Annotated in this window: 18 protein-coding genes and 1 pseudogene; 8 read left to right on the forward strand and 11 right to left on the reverse strand. The window is 70.4% G+C overall.

The annotated features are described in order from the left end of the window. Positions 1–53: 53 nt before the first annotated feature. Together QQY66_RS04750 and QQY66_RS04755 are read left to right on the forward strand one after the other, a co-directional pair. Entirely contained in the window at positions 54–1,160 is a 1,107-nt protein-coding gene (locus QQY66_RS04750) for a LacI family DNA-binding transcriptional regulator (RefSeq protein ID WP_301977774.1), read from the forward strand. A 7-nt stretch (positions 1,161–1,167) separates the two neighbouring features. Then, positions 1,168–1,962, forward strand: coding sequence for a hypothetical protein (locus QQY66_RS04755; protein WP_301977775.1), 795 nt, complete (start codon positions 1,168–1,170; stop codon positions 1,960–1,962). On the opposite strand, the gene QQY66_RS04760 is transcribed toward QQY66_RS04755, so the two are convergent. Continuing rightward, complete coding sequence (locus QQY66_RS04760; RefSeq protein ID WP_301977776.1) at positions 1,908–3,803, reverse strand: serine/threonine-protein kinase; 1,896 nt, start codon at positions 3,801–3,803, stop codon at positions 1,908–1,910. The two genes, QQY66_RS04755 and QQY66_RS04760, sit on opposite strands and share 55 nt — an antisense overlap. A 104-nt stretch (positions 3,804–3,907) precedes the next feature. Beyond that, positions 3,908–5,212, reverse strand: a complete 1,305-nt coding sequence (locus tag QQY66_RS04765; RefSeq protein ID WP_301977777.1) for an aldolase/citrate lyase family protein — start codon at positions 5,210–5,212, stop codon at positions 3,908–3,910. Positions 5,213–5,406: 194 nt separating this feature from the next. Between QQY66_RS04765 and QQY66_RS04770 the strand changes: the two genes are divergently transcribed. Next, positions 5,407–6,318: an endonuclease/exonuclease/phosphatase family protein gene (locus QQY66_RS04770; protein WP_301977778.1), complete on the forward strand. Its 912-nt coding sequence runs from the start codon at positions 5,407–5,409 to the stop codon at positions 6,316–6,318. Positions 6,319–6,376: 58 nt separating this feature from the next. Here the strand turns inward: QQY66_RS04770 and QQY66_RS04775 are convergent, their stop codons facing one another. The 4 genes from QQY66_RS04775 to QQY66_RS04790 form a co-directional block, all read right to left on the reverse strand. Continuing rightward, entirely contained in the window at positions 6,377–7,339 is a 963-nt protein-coding gene (locus QQY66_RS04775; protein WP_301977779.1) for an electron transfer flavoprotein subunit alpha/FixB family protein, read from the reverse strand. Between the two features lie 55 nt (positions 7,340–7,394). Beyond that, positions 7,395–8,180: an electron transfer flavoprotein subunit beta/FixA family protein gene (locus tag QQY66_RS04780; RefSeq protein WP_301977780.1), complete on the reverse strand. Its 786-nt coding sequence runs from the start codon at positions 8,178–8,180 to the stop codon at positions 7,395–7,397. A 219-nt stretch (positions 8,181–8,399) separates the two neighbouring features. Beyond that, a complete protein-coding gene (locus QQY66_RS04785) occupies positions 8,400–8,921 on the reverse strand; it encodes a flavin reductase family protein (RefSeq protein ID WP_301977781.1) in 522 nt (173 codons plus the stop codon). A gap of 204 nt (positions 8,922–9,125) precedes the next feature. Next, positions 9,126–9,452: a thioredoxin family protein gene (locus QQY66_RS04790; RefSeq protein WP_301977782.1), complete on the reverse strand. Its 327-nt coding sequence runs from the start codon at positions 9,450–9,452 to the stop codon at positions 9,126–9,128. A 109-nt stretch (positions 9,453–9,561) separates the two neighbouring features. Here QQY66_RS04790 and QQY66_RS04795 point away from each other — a divergent pair. Both QQY66_RS04795 and QQY66_RS04800 read left to right on the forward strand, forming a co-directional pair. Next, positions 9,562–9,689, forward strand: a pseudogene (locus QQY66_RS04795) (DUF4395 family protein); the annotation flags it as partial. A 187-nt stretch (positions 9,690–9,876) separates the two neighbouring features. Further along, a complete protein-coding gene (locus tag QQY66_RS04800; protein WP_301977783.1) occupies positions 9,877–10,605 on the forward strand; it encodes a 1-acyl-sn-glycerol-3-phosphate acyltransferase in 729 nt (242 codons plus the stop codon). 57 nt (positions 10,606–10,662) lie between these two features. Here QQY66_RS04800 and QQY66_RS04805 read toward each other — a convergent pair whose 3' ends face one another. After that, on the reverse strand, positions 10,663–11,367 hold the full coding sequence (locus tag QQY66_RS04805; protein ID WP_301977784.1) for a B3/4 domain-containing protein: 705 nt from the start codon (positions 11,365–11,367) through the stop codon (positions 10,663–10,665). Between the two features lie 13 nt (positions 11,368–11,380). Further along, the gene (locus QQY66_RS04810; protein WP_301977785.1) at positions 11,381–11,971 is read right to left on the reverse strand and encodes a transglutaminase family protein; all 591 of its coding nucleotides are present in this window, start codon (positions 11,969–11,971) and stop codon (positions 11,381–11,383) included. Between the two features lie 63 nt (positions 11,972–12,034). Here QQY66_RS04810 and QQY66_RS04815 point away from each other — a divergent pair, with 63 nt between their 5' ends. Genes QQY66_RS04815 through QQY66_RS04825 form a run of 3 tightly spaced genes read left to right on the forward strand, consistent with a single transcriptional unit; the run spans position 12,035 to position 12,889 of the window. Further along, positions 12,035–12,463, forward strand: coding sequence for a hypothetical protein (locus QQY66_RS04815; RefSeq protein WP_301977786.1), 429 nt, complete (start codon positions 12,035–12,037; stop codon positions 12,461–12,463). A 42-nt stretch (positions 12,464–12,505) separates the two neighbouring features. Continuing rightward, complete coding sequence (locus QQY66_RS04820) at positions 12,506–12,670, forward strand: hypothetical protein (protein ID WP_301977787.1); 165 nt, start codon at positions 12,506–12,508, stop codon at positions 12,668–12,670. Further along, positions 12,671–12,889, forward strand: a complete 219-nt coding sequence (locus QQY66_RS04825; RefSeq protein WP_301977788.1) for a hypothetical protein — start codon at positions 12,671–12,673, stop codon at positions 12,887–12,889. A gap of 14 nt (positions 12,890–12,903) precedes the next feature. Here the strand turns inward: QQY66_RS04825 and QQY66_RS04830 are convergent, their stop codons facing one another. Genes QQY66_RS04830 through QQY66_RS04840 form a run of 3 tightly spaced genes read right to left on the reverse strand, consistent with a single transcriptional unit; the run spans position 12,904 to position 16,153 of the window. Then, the gene (locus QQY66_RS04830) at positions 12,904–13,974 is read right to left on the reverse strand and encodes a low specificity L-threonine aldolase (RefSeq protein ID WP_301977789.1); all 1,071 of its coding nucleotides are present in this window, start codon (positions 13,972–13,974) and stop codon (positions 12,904–12,906) included. Further along, a complete protein-coding gene (locus tag QQY66_RS04835) occupies positions 13,971–14,717 on the reverse strand; it encodes an SDR family oxidoreductase (RefSeq protein WP_301987172.1) in 747 nt (248 codons plus the stop codon). Before QQY66_RS04835 ends, QQY66_RS04830 begins: the two co-directional genes overlap by 4 nt. A 38-nt stretch (positions 14,718–14,755) precedes the next feature. Continuing rightward, entirely contained in the window at positions 14,756–16,153 is a 1,398-nt protein-coding gene (locus QQY66_RS04840) for a DUF6421 family protein (RefSeq protein ID WP_301977790.1), read from the reverse strand. Positions 16,154–16,358 lie beyond the last annotated feature (205 nt).

Raw genomic sequence — 16,358 nt, forward strand, 5'->3', positions numbered from 1 at the left:
TCTGACAACGTTGTCCAGGCTCTATGCTCGACGCCACATCCTCATACATACCCATGGCCCGACGCATCCCCGTGGACGACAGGACAGGACACCGCACTGTGCCCGAGACCAGCCGCCGTGCAGATCGCCTCGCAGACCGCATCTCCGGGAACCGCTACGGCAATCGTCCGACCATGAAGGACGTGGCGGCGCGTGCGGGAGTCGGACTCAAGACCGTCTCGCGCGTGGTCAACGCGGAGCCGGGGGTCACCCCGGAGACGGAGCGCCGCGTCCAGGAGGCCATCGACGCGCTGGGCTTCCGCCGCAACGACAGCGCGCGGGTGCTGCGCAAGGGCCGTACGGCGAGCATCGGCCTGGTCCTGGAAGACCTCGCGGACCCGTTCTACGGTCCGCTCAGCCGCGCGGTCGAGGAGGTGGCCCGCGCGCACGGTGCCCTGCTCATCAACGGCTCCAGCGCGGAGGACCCGGACCGTGAGCAGGAGCTGGTGCTGGCGCTGTGCGCACGGCGGGTGGACGGGCTGGTGGTCATCCCGGCCGGTGACGACCACCGCTATCTGGAGCCCGAGCTGCGGGCGGGCGTGGCCACCGTGTTCGTGGACCGTCCGGCCGGGAAGATCCACGCCGATGTGGTGCTGTCGGACAGCTATGGCGGCGCCCGCGACGGTGTGGCCCACCTCATCGCCCACGGTCACCACCGGATCGGCTTCATCGGCGACATGCCCCGCATCCACACGGCCGCCGAGCGGCTGCGCGGCTACCGGGCGGCCATGGAGGACGCGGGGATACCGGTCGAGGAGTCCTGGATGTCGCTGGGGGTGACCGACCCCGAGCGGGTGCGCCGCGCGGCCGAGGAGATGCTCTCCGGCCCCTCCCCCGTCACCGCGGTCTTCGCGGGCAACAACCGGGTGACGGTCACCGTGGTCCGAGTGCTCGCCGAGCAGTCGCGCCGGGTCGCCCTGGTCGGGTTCGACGACATCGAGCTGGCCGATCTGCTGCAGCCGGGCGTCACGGTCGTCGCGCAGGACGCCGCCACCCTCGGCCGTACCGCGGCCGAGCGTCTCTTCCGCCAGCTGGACGGCTCGCTGGTCGTCCCGGAGCGCATCGAGCTCCCGACCCGGCTGATCACCCGCGGCTCGGGCGAACTGCCGCCGGCGGACTGAGGCGCCTGTGGAAGACCGCACCCTGGAATCGCTGTGCCTGGCCGAGGCTCCGCGCGATCATCCGCTGCTCTACCCCGGTGTGTGGCCGACCGAGTCCGTCCTCCTGGACGGTGACCGACTGCTGCCGCTCGACCGTCTGGTGTACGAGGACCGCGTCCCCGTCCTCGCGGTCGGCTCCAACGCCTGCCCGGCCCAACTGCGGTACAAGATGGCCGAGTCCGGGATCACCGCCCCCGTGCCGATGGTGAAGGCCCGCGTCACGGGCGTCGAGATCGGCGTCTCCGCGCATGTGAGCCGCATGGGGTACGTGTCCGCGTCGCCGTTCGAAGCGCCGGGGCGGGTGCGCGAGTTGTTCATCACCTGGCTGGATGCCGAGCAGCTCGCGGTGGTCGACGCGAGCGAGGGCGTGCCACTGCCGGACGGCAACTACGGCCGCGCCTGGCTGCCCGCGCCGGAGGTGCTGGTGGAGTTGGCCGACGGCACCACGCTGCCCGGCGCTCACGTCTACGTCAATCGCCGCGGCGTCCTGCACAACGGCACCGGCGCGCCACGCACCCACCCCGGGCAGCGGGCCCTGCTCACCGAACTCCTGACGGGTTCGCCGCGGTTGAGGGAACTGTTCGGCGTCACGCCCGAGGACTTCTGCACGCGCGCGCGTGCCGACGGGCGGGTGTGCGCGGCGGGGACACGGCTGCTCGGCGAGGAGAAGCTGGTGACGGCCTCGGGGCTGGAGCGGTATCTGCCGGTTCAGCAGGCCGGGAGTCCGGGGACCGGCTCGTCGTTGTTGCCGCCCTTGATGTAGACGTCGCTGATGTAGACGCCCGCGTTGCCTCTGTCGTCGTCCGTCTTCGCCCACCAGACGTTGGTCCACTCGCCGTAGGTCTCCCGGCGCCCCAGGTTGGACTGGCAGTAGAAGTAGTTGGTGCCCGCGTTGAGGACGCCGGCCTTGGTGCCGTCGGCGGTGTACGAGGTGGCGGTGCGCCAGACCTCGCAGTTGTACTTGCCGCCGCCTATGGACACACAGGCGGCCGTCGGCGCCGGGGTGGTCGCGCCGCCCCCGCCGCTCGCACCGCCGCTGCTGGAGCCGCCCTCCGTCGTGCCGCCGCCGGCGGACTTGGTCGGTGTGGGCGTGGAACCCTGGCCGCCGGACGTGCCCTCGCCCTTCTCGGGCGGCGGTGTCGTCGGGGTACGCGTCTTCTCGTCGCCCTGCTCCGTGGGGTTGGCGGAGGCGGAGCGGTCGGCGTCGGGGCTGCCGGACGCCGAGGACGTGGCACCGCCGGATGTGGTGGCGGAGGACGTGGGCCGGGCGCCGGCTTCCGCATCGCCGGTGTTGTTCAGCAGGGCGACGGTGACCCCGGTGGCCGCGAGGACGACGGTCACGGCCGCGGCGGCCAGCAGGACGCGCCCCTTGCGACGGGAAGGGGGCGACGCGGGGATGGGACCGGTGGCGGCCGAGGCCTGGGCGGCAGCCGCGGCGGAGCCGGAGCCGGGCGCGCTTGAGCCGTCCTGCACGGGCGAACCGAAGCCGGGCGTCGACGAATCCGCCCTCTCCGGCGAACCGAAGCCGGGCGTTCCCGGACCCGCCTGCACCGGCGAACCGAAGACGGGCGCCTCCGAACCGGCCGGTCCCTCCTGCCCGGACCGTTCTGACGCGTCCGCCCTCTGTGCCGCCGACGCACCGGACTCCGGCGGCCCGAACCCCGGCGGCACCGCCGGAACGCTGCGCTGTGTCTCCTCCCGGGGCGCCCCGCTCCCCCGCAGCATCGTCGTCGGTACGTCCGTCCCGGAGCCGTCCGCCACCCGCTGCAGCAGCTCCCGCGCCGCGTCGGCCTCCGGACGGCCCTCGGGCCGCTTGTCCAGCAGGAGTTGGAGGACGGGGCCCAGGGGCCCGGCCCTGCGCGGCTCCGGCAGCGGTTCGGAGACGATCGCGGTGAGGGTGGAGTAGGTCGACGTACGGCGGAAGGGCGAGACGCCCTCGACGGCCGCGTAGAGCGTGGCGCCCAGGGCCCAGACGTCGGAGGCCGGGCCGGGGTCGGCGCCCTGGGCCCGCTCGGGGGCCAAGTAGTCCAGGGAGCCGACCAGTTCGCCGCTGCGGGTGAGGTGGGTGGCGGAGCCGTCGCCCGGGTCCTCCATGGTGGCGATGCCGAAGTCGGTGAGGACGACTCGGCCGGAGCGCTCCAGCAGGATGTTGCCGGGCTTCACGTCGCGGTGCAGGACACCGGCGCGATGGGCGGCGGCCAGCGCCTCCATCACCTTGGCGCCGATCCCGGCCGCCTCGCGCGGGTCGATGGTGCCGTGTTCACGCAGCACGTCGTCCAGGGACGGGCCGTCCACCAGCTCCATGACGATCAGGGGGCGGCCGTCGACCTCGGCGACGTCGTGCACGGCCACGACTCCGGGATGGCGCACCCGGGCCGCGGCACGGGCCTCGCGCTGCATCCGCACCCGGAGATCGGCGAGTTCGGGTCCGTCGGCGTCGGTGTACGTGCGCAGTTCCTTGACGGCGACCTCGCGGCCGAGCACCTCGTCGACGGCTCTCCAGACCACGCCCATGCCGCCGCGCCCGAGCTGCGCCACGGCACGATAGCGCCCGGCCAGCAGCCGACCGGCCCCGTCCGCCTGTCCGTACTCCCCCGAAGACACCGCCGCCCCGTTCCTGTGACACGTCTGATGCGTGGGGAACAGACTAAGGGGCGCCAGTGACAACGCGGCCGGGAGACCTCGGCTGTGACAGCTCCGCTACTTCGTCACTTGGCGGAGACCGTGAGATCGGCGCGCCTGGGCGCCGCGAAACCCTCCAGGTCCACACGAGTCAGCCCGGTCGCGCGGGCGACCTCGGCGATGTCGAGCGCGCCGCAGTCCAGGCCGCGCAGCAGATACCCGCTGAGGGCCTTGGCGGTGGCGGGCTCGTCCATGACGTCGCCGCCCGCCCGGTTGGCGTACCGGGTCAGACGGGCCGCTGCCTGCTCGAAGCCCTCTCGGTAGAAGGCGAAGACGGCCGCGTACCGGGTCGGGATGTGCCCGGGGTGCATGTCCCAGCCCTGGTAGTAGGCGCGGGCCAGGGCGCGCCGGGTGAGGCCGTAGTGCAGTCGCCAGGCGTCGTGGACCTTCTCGGTCGTACCGACCGGGAGGACGTTGGTGGAGCCGTCCGACACGCGCACGCCCGTGCCTGCCGCCGCGACCTGCATGATCGCCTTGGCGTGGTCGGCGGCCGGGTGGTCGCTGGCCTGGTGGGCGGCCGAGACGCCGAGGCAGGCGCTGTAGTCGAAGGTGCCGTAGTGCAGCCCGGTGGCGCGGCCCTCGGCGGCCTGGATCATGCGCGCGACGGTTGCGGTGCCGTCGGCGGCGAGGATGGACTGGCTGGTCTCGATCTGGATCTCGAAGCCGATCCGGCCGGGGGCGAGACCGCGCGCCTTCTCGAAGGCCTCCAGGAGCCGCACCATGGCGGTGACCTGCTCGGCGTAGGTCACCTTGGGCAGCGTCAGGACCAGCCCGCCGGGCAGCCCGCCCGCCTCCATGAGGCCGGTCAGGAAGATGTCCAGGGTGCGGATGCCCCGGTCGCGGACCGGCGCCTCCATGCACTTCATGCGGATGCCCATGTACGGCGCCGCCGTGCCGTTCTCGTACGCCTGAGCGATCAGCCGCGCCGCACGGGCCGCCGTCTCGTCCTCCTCGGCGTCCGCGCGCGGGCCGTAGCCGTCCTCGAAGTCGACGCGCAGGTCTTCGATGGGCTCGCGCTCCAGCTTGGCGCGCACGCGCGCGTACACGGGCTCGGCGAGGTCGTCCGCGAGGCCGAGGACGGCGGCGAAGGAGGCGGCGTCCGGGGCGTGTTCGTCGAGGGCGGCGAGGGCCTGGTCGCCCCAGGAGCGAATGGTGCCGGCGGCGAAGACGTCCCCGGGGACGTAGACGGTGTGGACGGGCTGGCGGGTGCCGGGGTCGCCGGGATAGCGGCGTTCCAGTTCGGCGTCGACCGGCGCGAGAGAGGCACTGATCTCCTCGCTGACGGCGCCCGCGAGGCTCGTCGCCACCTGCTCCTGCTGGCCCTGACCCATCCCATACCCTCCTGTTTTCCGCAATACGGAATCAACAATCCGTAGAACGAAGTTATCCGGGAATCTTCCCGCCGGTCAACACCACTTCTGTATCGGTCCACTCCGGGCTTTCGGCATGTTCACGCCCATCTCACATGGCGATAGAACACTTCCGTACGCACGACTCGTCCGGCAGCCCTACCGAAGGAGCCCCCGTGCCGCAGCACAGCCGAGTCACGCGCCGTCTGGGTCTGAAGGCCGCGTTAGCGGCGGCGGTCGCCGTTCCGCTCTCCAGTACAGCACTGTCCGGACCGTCCGCCTCGGCGGGCGAACCCCGGTCCGCGGGCCGTCGCCTGGAGGTCATGTCCTTCAACCTCCGCTTCGCCAGTACCACCGAGCCCAACAGCTGGGCCGTTCGCAGACCGGTGATGCGCGAACTGCTGCACCGCGAGGCCCCGCACGTCATCGGCACCCAGGAGGGCATCTTCCACCAGCTGCTCGACATCGGGAACGATCTCGGCAGCCACTACGACTGGATCGGCACCGGCCGCCTGCACGGCAGCCGGGACGAGTCCATGGCGGTCTTCTACGACCGGCGACGCCTCACGCCCACCGAGTACGACCACTTCTGGCTTTCCGACACCCCAGACGTGATCGGCTCGAACACCTGGGGCGCGGGCTTCGCCCGGATGGTCACCTGGGTCCGCTTCCGCGACCGGCGCGACGGCGGACGGGAGTTCTACGTCCTCAACACACACTTCGACCACGCCAGCCAGTACGCGCGCGAGCGCTCCGCCGTACTCATCGCCCAGCGGCTCACCACCCTGGACCGCTCCCTGCCCTTGGTGGTGACCGGCGACTTCAACGTGGCCGCCCACAAGAACGTCGTCTACGACACCATGCTGGGCACCGGTCTCGTCGACACCTGGGACACGGCGGCCGAGCGCGGCCCGCTGTACGCGACCTTCCACGGCTACCGGCCGCTGACGCCGAACGGCGACCGGATCGACTGGATCCTGACCACGCCGAGGGTCACGACGCACCACGCGTCGATCAACACCTTCGCCGTGGACGGGCAGTTCCCGAGCGACCATCTGCCGGTGCAGGCGTCGCTGACCCTGGGATGAGCCGAGGCCCCCGCGACCGTGCCGACGGTCGCGGGGGCCTCGTTCAGCTGTCTGCGAATCAGCCCTTACGGGTCTTGATCTCCTCGGTGAGCTGCGGGACGACGTCGAAGAGGTCGCCGACGACGCCGTAGTCGACGAGGTCGAAGATCGGGGCCTCGGCGTCCTTGTTGACCGCCACGATCGTCTTCGAGGTCTGCATACCGGCGCGGTGCTGGATCGCGCCGGAGATGCCGGAGGCGATGTACAGCTGCGGCGAGACCGACTTACCGGTCTGGCCGACCTGGTTGGTGTGCGGGTACCAGCCGGCGTCGACGGCGGCACGCGAGGCACCGACGGCCGCGCCGAGGGAGTCGGCGAGCGCCTCGATGATCGCGAAGTTCTCCGCGCCGTTCACACCACGGCCGCCGGAGACCACGATCGCGGCCTCGGTCAGCTCCGGGCGGCCGGTCGACTCACGCGGCGTACGGGCGGTGACCTTGGTGCCGGTGGCCTTCTCGGAGAAGGTCACGGCGAGCGCCTCGACGCTGCCTGCGGCCGGAGCGGCCTCCACCGCGGCGCTGTTGGGCTTGACCGTGATGACCGGGGTGCCCTTGGCCACACGGGACTTGGTGGTGAAGGACGCGGCGAACACCGACTGCGTGGCCACCGGGCCCTCGTCGCCGGCCTCCAGGTCGATGGCGTCGGTGATGATGCCGGAACCGATACGCAGCGCCAGCCGGGCGGCGATCTCCTTGCCCTCGGCGGAGGACGGCACCAGCACGGCGGCCGGGGAGACGGCCTCGACCGCGGCCTGAAGCGCGTCGACCTTCGGGACGACCAGGTAGTCGGCGTACTCGGCGGCCTCGTGGGTGAGGACCTTCACGGCGCCGTGCTCGGCGAGCGTGGCGGCGGTGTCGGCGGCGCCGTTGCCCAGCGCGACGGCGACGGGCTCGCCGACGCGGCGGGCCAGCGTCAGCAGCTCCAGGGTGGGCTTGCGGACGGCACCGTCCACGTGGTCGACGTAGACGAGAACTTCAGCCATGGGACTTCTTCTCTCCTGCTTGCGAAGTGTGAGGGGGCGGTCAGCGAATCGGGGCTCAGATGAACTTCTGGCCCGCGAGGAACTGAGCGAGCTGCTTGCCGCCCTCGCCCTCGTCCTTGACGATCGTGCCTGCCGTACGGGCCGGGCGCTCGGCCGCGGAGTCGACGACCGTGTAGGAACCCTCCAGGCCGACCTCCTCGGCCTCCAGGTCCAGGTCGGACAGGTCCCAGGACTCCACCGGCTTCTTCTTGGCCGCCATGATGCCCTTGAAGGACGGGTAACGCGCCTCGCCCGACTGGTCGGTGACCGACACGACGGCCGGGAGGGAAGCCTCCAGCGTCTCGGACGCGGCGTCGCCGTCCCGGCGCCCCTTCACGGTGCCGTCCTCGACGGAGACCTCGGAGAGCAGCGTGACCTGCGGGACGCCCAGACGCTCGGCGAGCAGCGCCGGTACGACACCCATGGTGCCGTCGGTGGAGGCCATGCCGGAGATGACCAGGTCGTAGCCGGCCTTCTCGATCGCCTTGGCCAGCACCAGCGAGGTGCCGATGGCGTCGGTGCCGTGCAGGTCGTCGTCCTCGACGTGGATCGCCTTGTCGGCGCCCATCGAAAGGGCCTTGCGGAGCGCGTCCTTGGCGTCCTCGGGGCCCACGGTCAGGACGGTGATCTCGGCGTCGTCGGCGTCCTCGGCGATCTGCAGCGCCTGCTCGACCGCGTACTCGTCGAGTTCGGAGAGCAGACCGTCCACGTCGTCCCGGTCGACGGTCAGGTCATCGGCGAAGTGCCGGTCGCCAGTGGCGTCGGGCACGTACTTCACAGTGACAACGATCCTCAAGCTCACGCCGGCTCTCCTACTGCATCGACATTTCTCTGCTGCCTGCTTGCAGGCAGCATAGGCGCCCCAAGCGGCCGATCCCGGTCGGGGCGGCCTGCGCTCCGACCGGAATATTACTCGTCAGTACACCCAGTCCCTGCCCGCTAAGCAAGCGCTTTGAACTGTGACCTTTGCAACGCAGCGTAACCGGAACTGGACGGTCCCGCAGAAGAGTCCGGAGCCCGGTCAGTCACGCAGTGCGGTGAACCGCCCCTGGTGGTACACGAGCGGACGTCCGGGTCCCGAGGGGTCCCCGTGCACGACCTCGGCGAGCACCACGCGGTGATCCCCGGCGGGCACGCGCGCGTGGACCCGGCACACGAGCCAGGCGAGGACATCGTCGAGGACGGGAACGCCTTCCGGCCCTTCCCGCCAGGCGGTGGACGGGCCGAAGCGGTCGGCACCGCTGCGCGCGAAGGTCGCGGCCAGCTCGCGCTGGTGCTCGCCGAGTATGTGCACCCCGACATGGTCGGCCCGGGCTATCGCGGGCCAGCTGGAGGCGCCGGTGCCGATACCGAAGGAGACGAGCGGAGGTTCGGCGGAGACCGAGGTGAGGGAGGTGGCGGTGAAGCCGACCGGGCCCCGGTCACCGTGGGCGGTGATCACGGCGACGCCCGCCGCGTGCCGCCGGAAGACGGAGCGGAACAGGTCGGTCGTGGCGAGCTGAGGGGTGAGCTGAGGGGTGACCAGATCGGGCGTGGCCGTCATGGAATGGTCCTTCTGGGGGGAGTCGGCAGCGGTCCTGTCGGTGTTCTGGGTGTTCAACGACCCGGACAGCGCGCGCTCGCGGTACGGACGAGGTCGATGTGCACCCGTCCGAAGAGAAGGAGTTCCGAAGGCATACAGTCAGGCTGACGATAGATGGTGCACGCAGTCAAGTACGTCCCGTTACCTGGGACATGGCTCACGCACTCACACCGCCTCCCCCAGCGCCGCGATCACATCCGCCTTGCGCGGTTGACCGGTCGCCCGCCGCACCACGTGACCGTCGGCGTCGAGGACCAGCACGGTCGGGGTCTTGAGGATGCCGAGTCGGCGTACGAGCTCCAGCCGGGCCTCGGCGTCGATCTCGACGTGGGCCACGCCCGGCACCATGTCCGCCACCTCACCGAGGACCCGCCGGGTCGCCCGGCAGGGCGCGCAGAAGGCGCTGGAGAACTGCACGAGGGTGGCGCGCTCGCCGAGATCCTGGCCCAACTCGGCCGCGCCGAGCCGCTGTCCGTCGTCGCGCCCGCGCACCCGCACTCTCCCGTTCCGCCGCCGACGCGGCACTCCGTAGGCGCCGCCACCAGTCCGCCCATCATCTCGTCAGCATGCACACGACTCCAAAGATTCCTTCGCCCCGGTGCCACCCTGGCTGGGGTTCGCGGCGACCGGCGCCGCGCTCGCCGCCGCGTTTCTCAATGCTGCATTCGGGTACTGCTTGACTGCGAGATGTACCTGGTCGTACGGAGGGTTGCCGTACGTGCGAAGTAAAGGCGACGCAAAAGCCCGAGGTGGATCATGGGGTCGACGTGACGAGGATCTCGCCGTTCCCAGGCACCAACACTGGCTGTCCGTGCGTTCTTGGGGCACGATCTGCGAGATGCCGTAAACCTACGGCTGCGTAACTTTCCCGCCGGGAGCCCTTTCCCTGGCAGAGAAGGAAGGGTTCACCCCGTCCATGGCAGAGCTTGTCTACCGTCCCGTTGTCGGTCTCGCCCTCACTTTGTTCAAGGCGTGGGACCTGAAGATCGACTGCAAGGGGTCGGAGAACATTCCGCGCTCGGGCGGCGCCGTGCTGGTGAGCAACCACATCAGCTACCTGGACTTCATCTTCGACGGCCTGGCGGCGCTCCCGCAGAAGCGGCTCGTCCGCTTCATGGCCAAGGAGTCCGTGTTCCGGCACAAGATCTCCGGGCCGCTGATGCGCGGGATGAAGCACATCCCCGTGGACCGCAAGCAGGGTGAGGCGGCGTACAAGCACGCGCTCGACTCGCTGCGCTCCGGCGAGATCATCGGAGTCTTCCCGGAAGCCACGATCTCGGAGTCGTTCACGCTGAAGACCTTCAAGTCGGGCGCCGCGCGACTGGCCCAGGAGGCGGGCGTACCGCTGATCCCGATGGCCGTGTGGGGCACGCAGCGGCTGTGGACCAAGGGCCACCCGAAGAACTTCAAGCGGAGCCACACCCCGATCACCATCCGGGTCGGCGAGGCGATCGAGGCGTCCCGCGACAAGTACGCCGGCGCCATCACGCGCCAGCTGCGCGAGGCCGTACAGGAACTCCTCGAAGCAGCCCAGCGCGCCTACCCCGTACGCCCCAAGGACGCCCAGGACACCTGGTGGATGCCGGCGCACCTCGGTGGTACGGCGCCGACACCGGAAGAGGTCCGCGCGGCCGAGGCCCGCTGACACCGCGCGGCACACCGACCGTCAGGGTCCCGGCAGAGACGGGGCGAGTGCGGCGAATCAGTCCCGCGCCGGTTCGGCGGGACGGATCTCGATGCGCGCGCCGGGGCTGAACTTCTCCAGCAGTTCGGCGAGTTCGGCAGCCGCCGTCTCGACGTCGGTGACCGGCATCGGCGCCATGCTCTCCAGCAGGAAGATCGCCGAGACGGTCTCCTCGGTGAGCCGGGTGCGCGGCCCCTGGCGCCAGTTCCAGCGGCGGCAGGTCACCCCGGACTCGTCGCACCACACGACCTCGCCGGCGTCGGGGTGCTCGACGACTTCCTCGCCCGCGGCGACGGTCACGAAGTCCTCGTCGCCGGTGGCACGGACGAGACGCATGCCGCCCTGGATGCGGTCGAGGTCCTCGCCGCCCACGGGGATCAGGTGGGCGACGCTGATGGCGTTGTAGAGGTCGACGAGCACATTGATCCGGGGCAGCCCGGCCTCCGACAACGCCCGCTTGGCCAGCGCCTCCGCCGAGTTGCGGGTGCGTGAGGGCTTCGAACCGAAGGCCGTGTAGGCCTCCCGCCAGGCCGCCATGTGCGGGTCCTCGTGCGGCGCGCGCCCGTCCAGGCGTACGGCGAGCCGCCGGGCCGCGTCGTCGAGGAGCGCCGAACTGGCGTCGGTGCTGGGCCCGTTGACGAGGCCGTACGCCTCGATGGCGACGTGCGTGAAGCCGGGCGCGAGGGCGCGCACCTCGTCGGACACGGTCAGCGTGAGAGTCATGGTCGGCCTTGCCTCAGAGTGCGGTGGGGAGCGTCTGCCACAGGTGCGGCCGGTCGCGCGCCGCCTTGAGGGTGTTGAGCACGACCGGGTGAGGTTCAGCGTACAACACCGAATAGTCCACCTCATTGGACTTTGACTCGGCCACGAACGCCAGCCGCTCACCGTCGAGCGAGAACTGGGCGTCCACGCCGGGCTTGTTGCCCCTGGGGTCCTGCCGATGCCAGGCGCCGTTGAACCGGACAGCGACCAGACCGTGTACGACATGTCCGTCACCGTCGTCCGCCAGCCGCTGATAGCAGAACGCCGTCGGGATGTCCTCGGCCCGCAGCAGCGCCGCGAGGGCGTGCGCCTTGGCGTAGCAGATGCCGGTGCCCTGTTCCAGGACATCGGAAGCACGCCAGGTGACCCGCAAATCGCCGGAGTCCTGCGAGTGCGGGATGGTGTCGCGCACGAACTCGAACGCCAGCCGCGCATAGACATACGAGTCCTGCGCTTTCCCGGCAAGGCGGGCAGCCGTCGTCCGTACGCGCGGATGGTCGTGGTCGATGACGTCGTCAGCGGCCAAGTAGGCGGACAGGTCAGGGGTTTCCTGAGTGAGCTCCATACTCGTAGAGCATAGGAATCCGATCACCTGGGCGTCAATGAATTTTCCCTTTGCCGCATATCTATGCAGCGGCGGGAGCAGTGGCCGGGGCCGGACGCGGACGGCAGCGCACGTGAGCGCAGGCTCGCTGTGGACATCACCCACGACAACCTCGACGACGGCGTTCCGGCCGAGCAGCTGACGTCGCACACCGCGGAGACCCTGGTCGCCCTCGGCAACGGACCGGATCTCGGACTCAGCCAGGCCGAGTACCAGCGGGGACTCAGGCCGGGCACGGACACCAGCGTGCGGGCGACGGTCGCCAACAGCGGCAACCGCGCCGTGGACCGGACGCTGCTGTGGCTCAGCGCCTCATACGGCCTGCGGTTCAAGGAGCAGGAGTACGCCCTGGTGACCGAGCTGGGCGTCGGGCGGAAGGCGCTGTACGAGCGGTTCGACCGCTCCGTCGAGCCGTACTCGGACGAGCGGCTGGAAGACGTCCGCGGCGACTGAACGTGGACTCGGGGCACCGGCGCCGAGCTGGACCTTCTTCCGGTGACCGCGGCCGGGGCCGTCGGTGACACCGTGACCGCGGGGGTGACCGTGCACGACCGCGGACCGGCGTGGGTGGCATCGCTCGGCGCGGGCGCGGCCGTGACCACGGTGCGGTTCCAGGCGCCGGAGGGCACGACGGTCGTCGGACTGCCGGAGGACTGCTAGGTGCTGCAGCCGTCCGAGGAGGGTCCGTCCGCCACGACGTACTTCTGCTGGACGCCGATCTACCTGCACGACAAGGCGTCCTACACCATCGAGGTCCAGTTGCGGATCGACCGGGTGGTGCGCGGGGCACGCACCACCGTCATCGAGGACTGGGAGCTCGACATCCGCCGGTTCGATCCGAACCTGCGCGACAACAGGACGGCCATCGTCGTCAACTGACGCACGGCGCGGCCTCAGCGGGCCATCTCCTCCTTGAGCGCCGCCACGAACGCGTCCACGTCCTCCTCGGTGGTGTCGAAGGCGCACATCCAGCGGACGTCGCCCGCGGCCTCGTCCCAGAAGTAGAAGCGGAACCGCTTCTGCAGGCGCTCGCTCACGTCGTGCGGGAGGTGCGCGAACACGGCGTTGGACTGCACCGGGTAGAGCAGTTCGACGCCGTGCACCGCGCGCACGCCCTCCGCGAGCCGCTGGGCCATCTCGTTGGAGTGGCGGGCGTTGCGCAGCCACAGGTCCTTGGCGAACAGCGCCTCCAACTGCACCGACACGAAGCGCATCTTGGAGGCGAGCTGCATGGACAGCTTGCGCAGGTGCTTCATATGGCTAACGGCGTCCCGGTTGATGACGACGACCGCCTCGCCGAACAGCGCGCCGTTCTTGGTCCCGCCCAGCGAGAGGAGGTCCACGCCGACCGCGTCGGTGAAGGTCCGCATGGGCATGTTGAGCGAGGCCGCCGCGTTGGCGAGGCGGGAGCCGTCGAGGTGGACCTTCATGCCGTGCGCATGGGCGTGCTCGCAGATGGCGCGGATCTCGTCCGGCGTGTAGACGGTGCCGAGTTCGGTGCTCTGGGCGATCGAGACGACCTGCGGCATGGCCCGGTGCTCGTCGTCCCAGCCGTACGCCTGCCGGTCGATCAGCTCGGGGGTGAGCTTGCCGTCGGGAGTGGGCACGGTGAGCAGCTTCAGGCCGCCCATGCGCTCGGGGGCGCCGCCCTCGTCGACGTGGATGTGTGCGCTCTCGGCGCAGATCACCGCGCCCCAGCGGTCGGTGACCGCCTGGAGCGCGACGACGTTGGCGCCGGTGCCGTTGAAGACGGGGAAGGCCTCGGCGGTGGCGCCGAAGTGGCTGCGGATGATCCGCTGGAGGTTCTCGGTGTAGACGTCCTCGCCGTACGCGACCTGATGCCCGCCGTTGGCCAGGGCCAGGGCGGCGAGTACCTCGAGGTGGGCCCCGGCGTAGTTGTCGCTGGCGAAACCGCGGAGCTCCGGGTCGTGATGGCGACGGGCGTCGGTCTTCGGAGGGTTCACGGCTTCTCGGTCAGCCACAGACGGTTTCCGTTCACTTCGGCGGCGGGCTTCTCCCAGACTCCGACGATGGCCTCGGCCAGGTCCTTGACGTCCGTGAAGCCCGCGAACTTCGCGTTGGGTCGCTCGGCGCGCATGGCGTCGTGCACCAGTGCCTTCACCACCAGGATCGCAGCCGCCGCGTTCGGGCCCTGCTCGCCCCCGGCCTTGCGGAAGTAGTCGGCCGTGGCCAGCGTCCACGCCTCGGCGGCGGCCTTGGCGGCGGCGTAGGCGGCGTTGCCCGCGGTGGGCTTGCTGGCGCCGGCCGCGCTGATCAGGACGTACCGGCCGCGGTCACTGCGCTGCAGCGCCTCGTGGAAGGCGAGGGAGGTGTGCTGCACGGTGCGGATCAGCAGCAGCTCGAGGAAGTCCCAGTCGTCGAGGTTGGTCCGGGTGAAGGTCTCGCTGCCGCGCCAGCCGCCGACGAGGTGGACCAGGCCGTCGACCCGGCCGAAGTCCTTCTCGATACGGGTGGCCCAGTCATGGGTGGACTGGAGGTCGAGCAGATCGACCGTGTCACCGACGACGGTGGCACCGCCGTGTGCGTAGCTGGCCGCGTCCACGGCCTCGGCCAGCCGCTCCGGGTCGTTGTCCGAGCCGACGACGGTCGCACCCGCCTCGGCCAGCCTGAGCAGCGCCGCCCGCCCGGCGGGTCCACCCGCACCGGCCACCGCGATCACCGCACCGCTGAGAGCCCCGTTCCCCATGATCTTCGCCTCCTGAGCCACGTTCTTGGTGCGGTCGCTCACGCGGCGACCCGTTCGGCGGTGTCCGCCGTGATGCCCCGAGTCGAGGCAATCACGTTCTTCAGCTTCTTGGACAGCGCCTCATAGAACATGCTCAGGGGAAACTCGTCCGGAAGCACGTCATCGACGAGTTTGCGCGGCGGCAGGGTCAGGTCGAGGGCGTCGGGGCCCTTGGCCCACTTGGAGCCGGGGTGCGGAGCGAGGTAGGTGGAGACCAGCTCGTACCCCTTGAACCAGTGGACGAGCTTGGGGCGGTCGATGCCCTCCCGGTACAGCTGCTCGATGTCGGCGCACAGCTGGTTGGTGACCTGGGGTGCGCGCTCCCAGTCGATGGAGAGCCTGTTGTCGGTCCAGCGGACGACGTCGTGCTTGTGCAGGTAGGCGAAGAGGAGCTGGCCGCCGAGGCCGTCGTAGTTGCGGACGCGCTCGCCGGTGACCGGGAAGCGGAACATGCGGTCGAACAGCACCGCGTACTGCACGTCACGGGCCTGCGGCACACCGTCCGCGGCCAGTTTCACGGCCTCCTTGAAGGCGGTGAGGTCGCAGCGCAGCTCTTCCAGGCCGTACATCCAGAACGGCTGGCGCTGCTTGATCATGAACGGGTCGAAGGGCAGATCGCCATGGCTGTGGGTGCGGTCGTGGACCATGTCCCACAGGACGAAGGCCTCCTCGCAGCGCTTCTGGTCGTGGACCATGGCGGCGATGTCCTCGGGCAGCTGGAGGCCGAGGACGTCCACGGCGGCGGCGGTCACGCGGCGGAAGCGGGCGGCCTCACGGTCGCAGAAGATGCCGCCCCAGGAGAAGCGCTCGGGCGCCTCGCGCACGGCGATCGTCTCGGGGAAGAGGACGGCGGAGTTGGTGTCGTAACCGGCCGTGAAGTCCTCGAACTTGATGCCGCAGAACAGCGGGTTGTCATAGCGGGTGCGCTCCAGCTCGGCCAGCCAGTCCGGCCAGACCATGCGCAGGACGACCGCTTCGAGGTTGCGGTCGGGGTTGCCGTTCTGCGTGTACATCGGGAAGACGACCAGATGCTGGAGGCCGTCCGCGCGGTGTGCGGCGGGCTGGAACGCCAGCAGCGAGTCGAGGAAGTCCGGCACTCCGAACCCGCCGTCGGCCCAGCGGCGCAGATCCTCGACCAGGGCCTCGTGGTAGGCGCGGTCGTGCGGGAGCAGTGCGGAGAGCTCCGCGACGGCGTCGGTGATCCGGCGCACGACGCGTTCGGCGTCCGCGGGACCGGGGGCGCCCTCGGCCTCGAAGTCGATCGATCCGTCCTTGGACTGCCACGGCCGGATCCGCTCCACGGCATCCTTGAGCACGGGCCATGCCGGGTGCTCCACCACCCTGACCACCGAAGGAACCTGGTCCCCCGTACCCACCTGCACAAGAATTTCCGTCATGTCCCATCCTCCACGGGAGAACCTCGCGTAAGGACACCGTATGCGTACGGGGTTTCTTCCAGCAAGGGCAGACTCGGGAGATTATCCTGCGCACACCCCACTGTCACCGAACTTTTTCCCGCCTGATGCCGTGACGGCGATTACTTCGGCTGTGCGCGGGCACGCGTGACACGAGCGTCGGAGCCACCCGCGGTCAATCCGCGCA

This window comes from Streptomyces sp. DG2A-72 (assembly GCF_030499575.1).
Classification (GTDB): domain Bacteria; phylum Actinomycetota; class Actinomycetes; order Streptomycetales; family Streptomycetaceae; genus Streptomyces.

Excerpts from the sequence above, each read along its gene's own strand:
- QQY66_RS04750 (WP_301977774.1), top strand. The coding sequence starts at position 54 with ATGGCCCGACGCATCCCCGTGGACGACAGGACAGGACACCGCACTGTG.
- QQY66_RS04765 (WP_301977777.1), bottom strand. The coding sequence starts at position 5,212 with ATGGGTCAGGGCCAGCAGGAGCAGGTGGCGACGAGCCTCGCGGGCGCC.
- QQY66_RS04775 (WP_301977779.1), bottom strand. The coding sequence starts at position 7,339 with ATGGCTGAAGTTCTCGTCTACGTCGACCACGTGGACGGTGCCGTCCGC.
- QQY66_RS04785 (WP_301977781.1), bottom strand. The coding sequence starts at position 8,921 with ATGACGGCCACGCCCGATCTGGTCACCCCTCAGCTCACCCCTCAGCTC.
- QQY66_RS04800 (WP_301977783.1), top strand. The coding sequence starts at position 9,877 with ATGGCAGAGCTTGTCTACCGTCCCGTTGTCGGTCTCGCCCTCACTTTG.
- QQY66_RS04805 (WP_301977784.1), bottom strand. The coding sequence starts at position 11,367 with ATGACTCTCACGCTGACCGTGTCCGACGAGGTGCGCGCCCTCGCGCCC.
- QQY66_RS04810 (WP_301977785.1), bottom strand. The coding sequence starts at position 11,971 with ATGGAGCTCACTCAGGAAACCCCTGACCTGTCCGCCTACTTGGCCGCT.
- QQY66_RS04815 (WP_301977786.1), top strand. The coding sequence starts at position 12,035 with ATGCAGCGGCGGGAGCAGTGGCCGGGGCCGGACGCGGACGGCAGCGCA.
- QQY66_RS04835 (WP_301987172.1), bottom strand. The coding sequence starts at position 14,717 with ATGGGGAACGGGGCTCTCAGCGGTGCGGTGATCGCGGTGGCCGGTGCG.
- QQY66_RS04840 (WP_301977790.1), bottom strand. The coding sequence starts at position 16,153 with ATGACGGAAATTCTTGTGCAGGTGGGTACGGGGGACCAGGTTCCTTCG.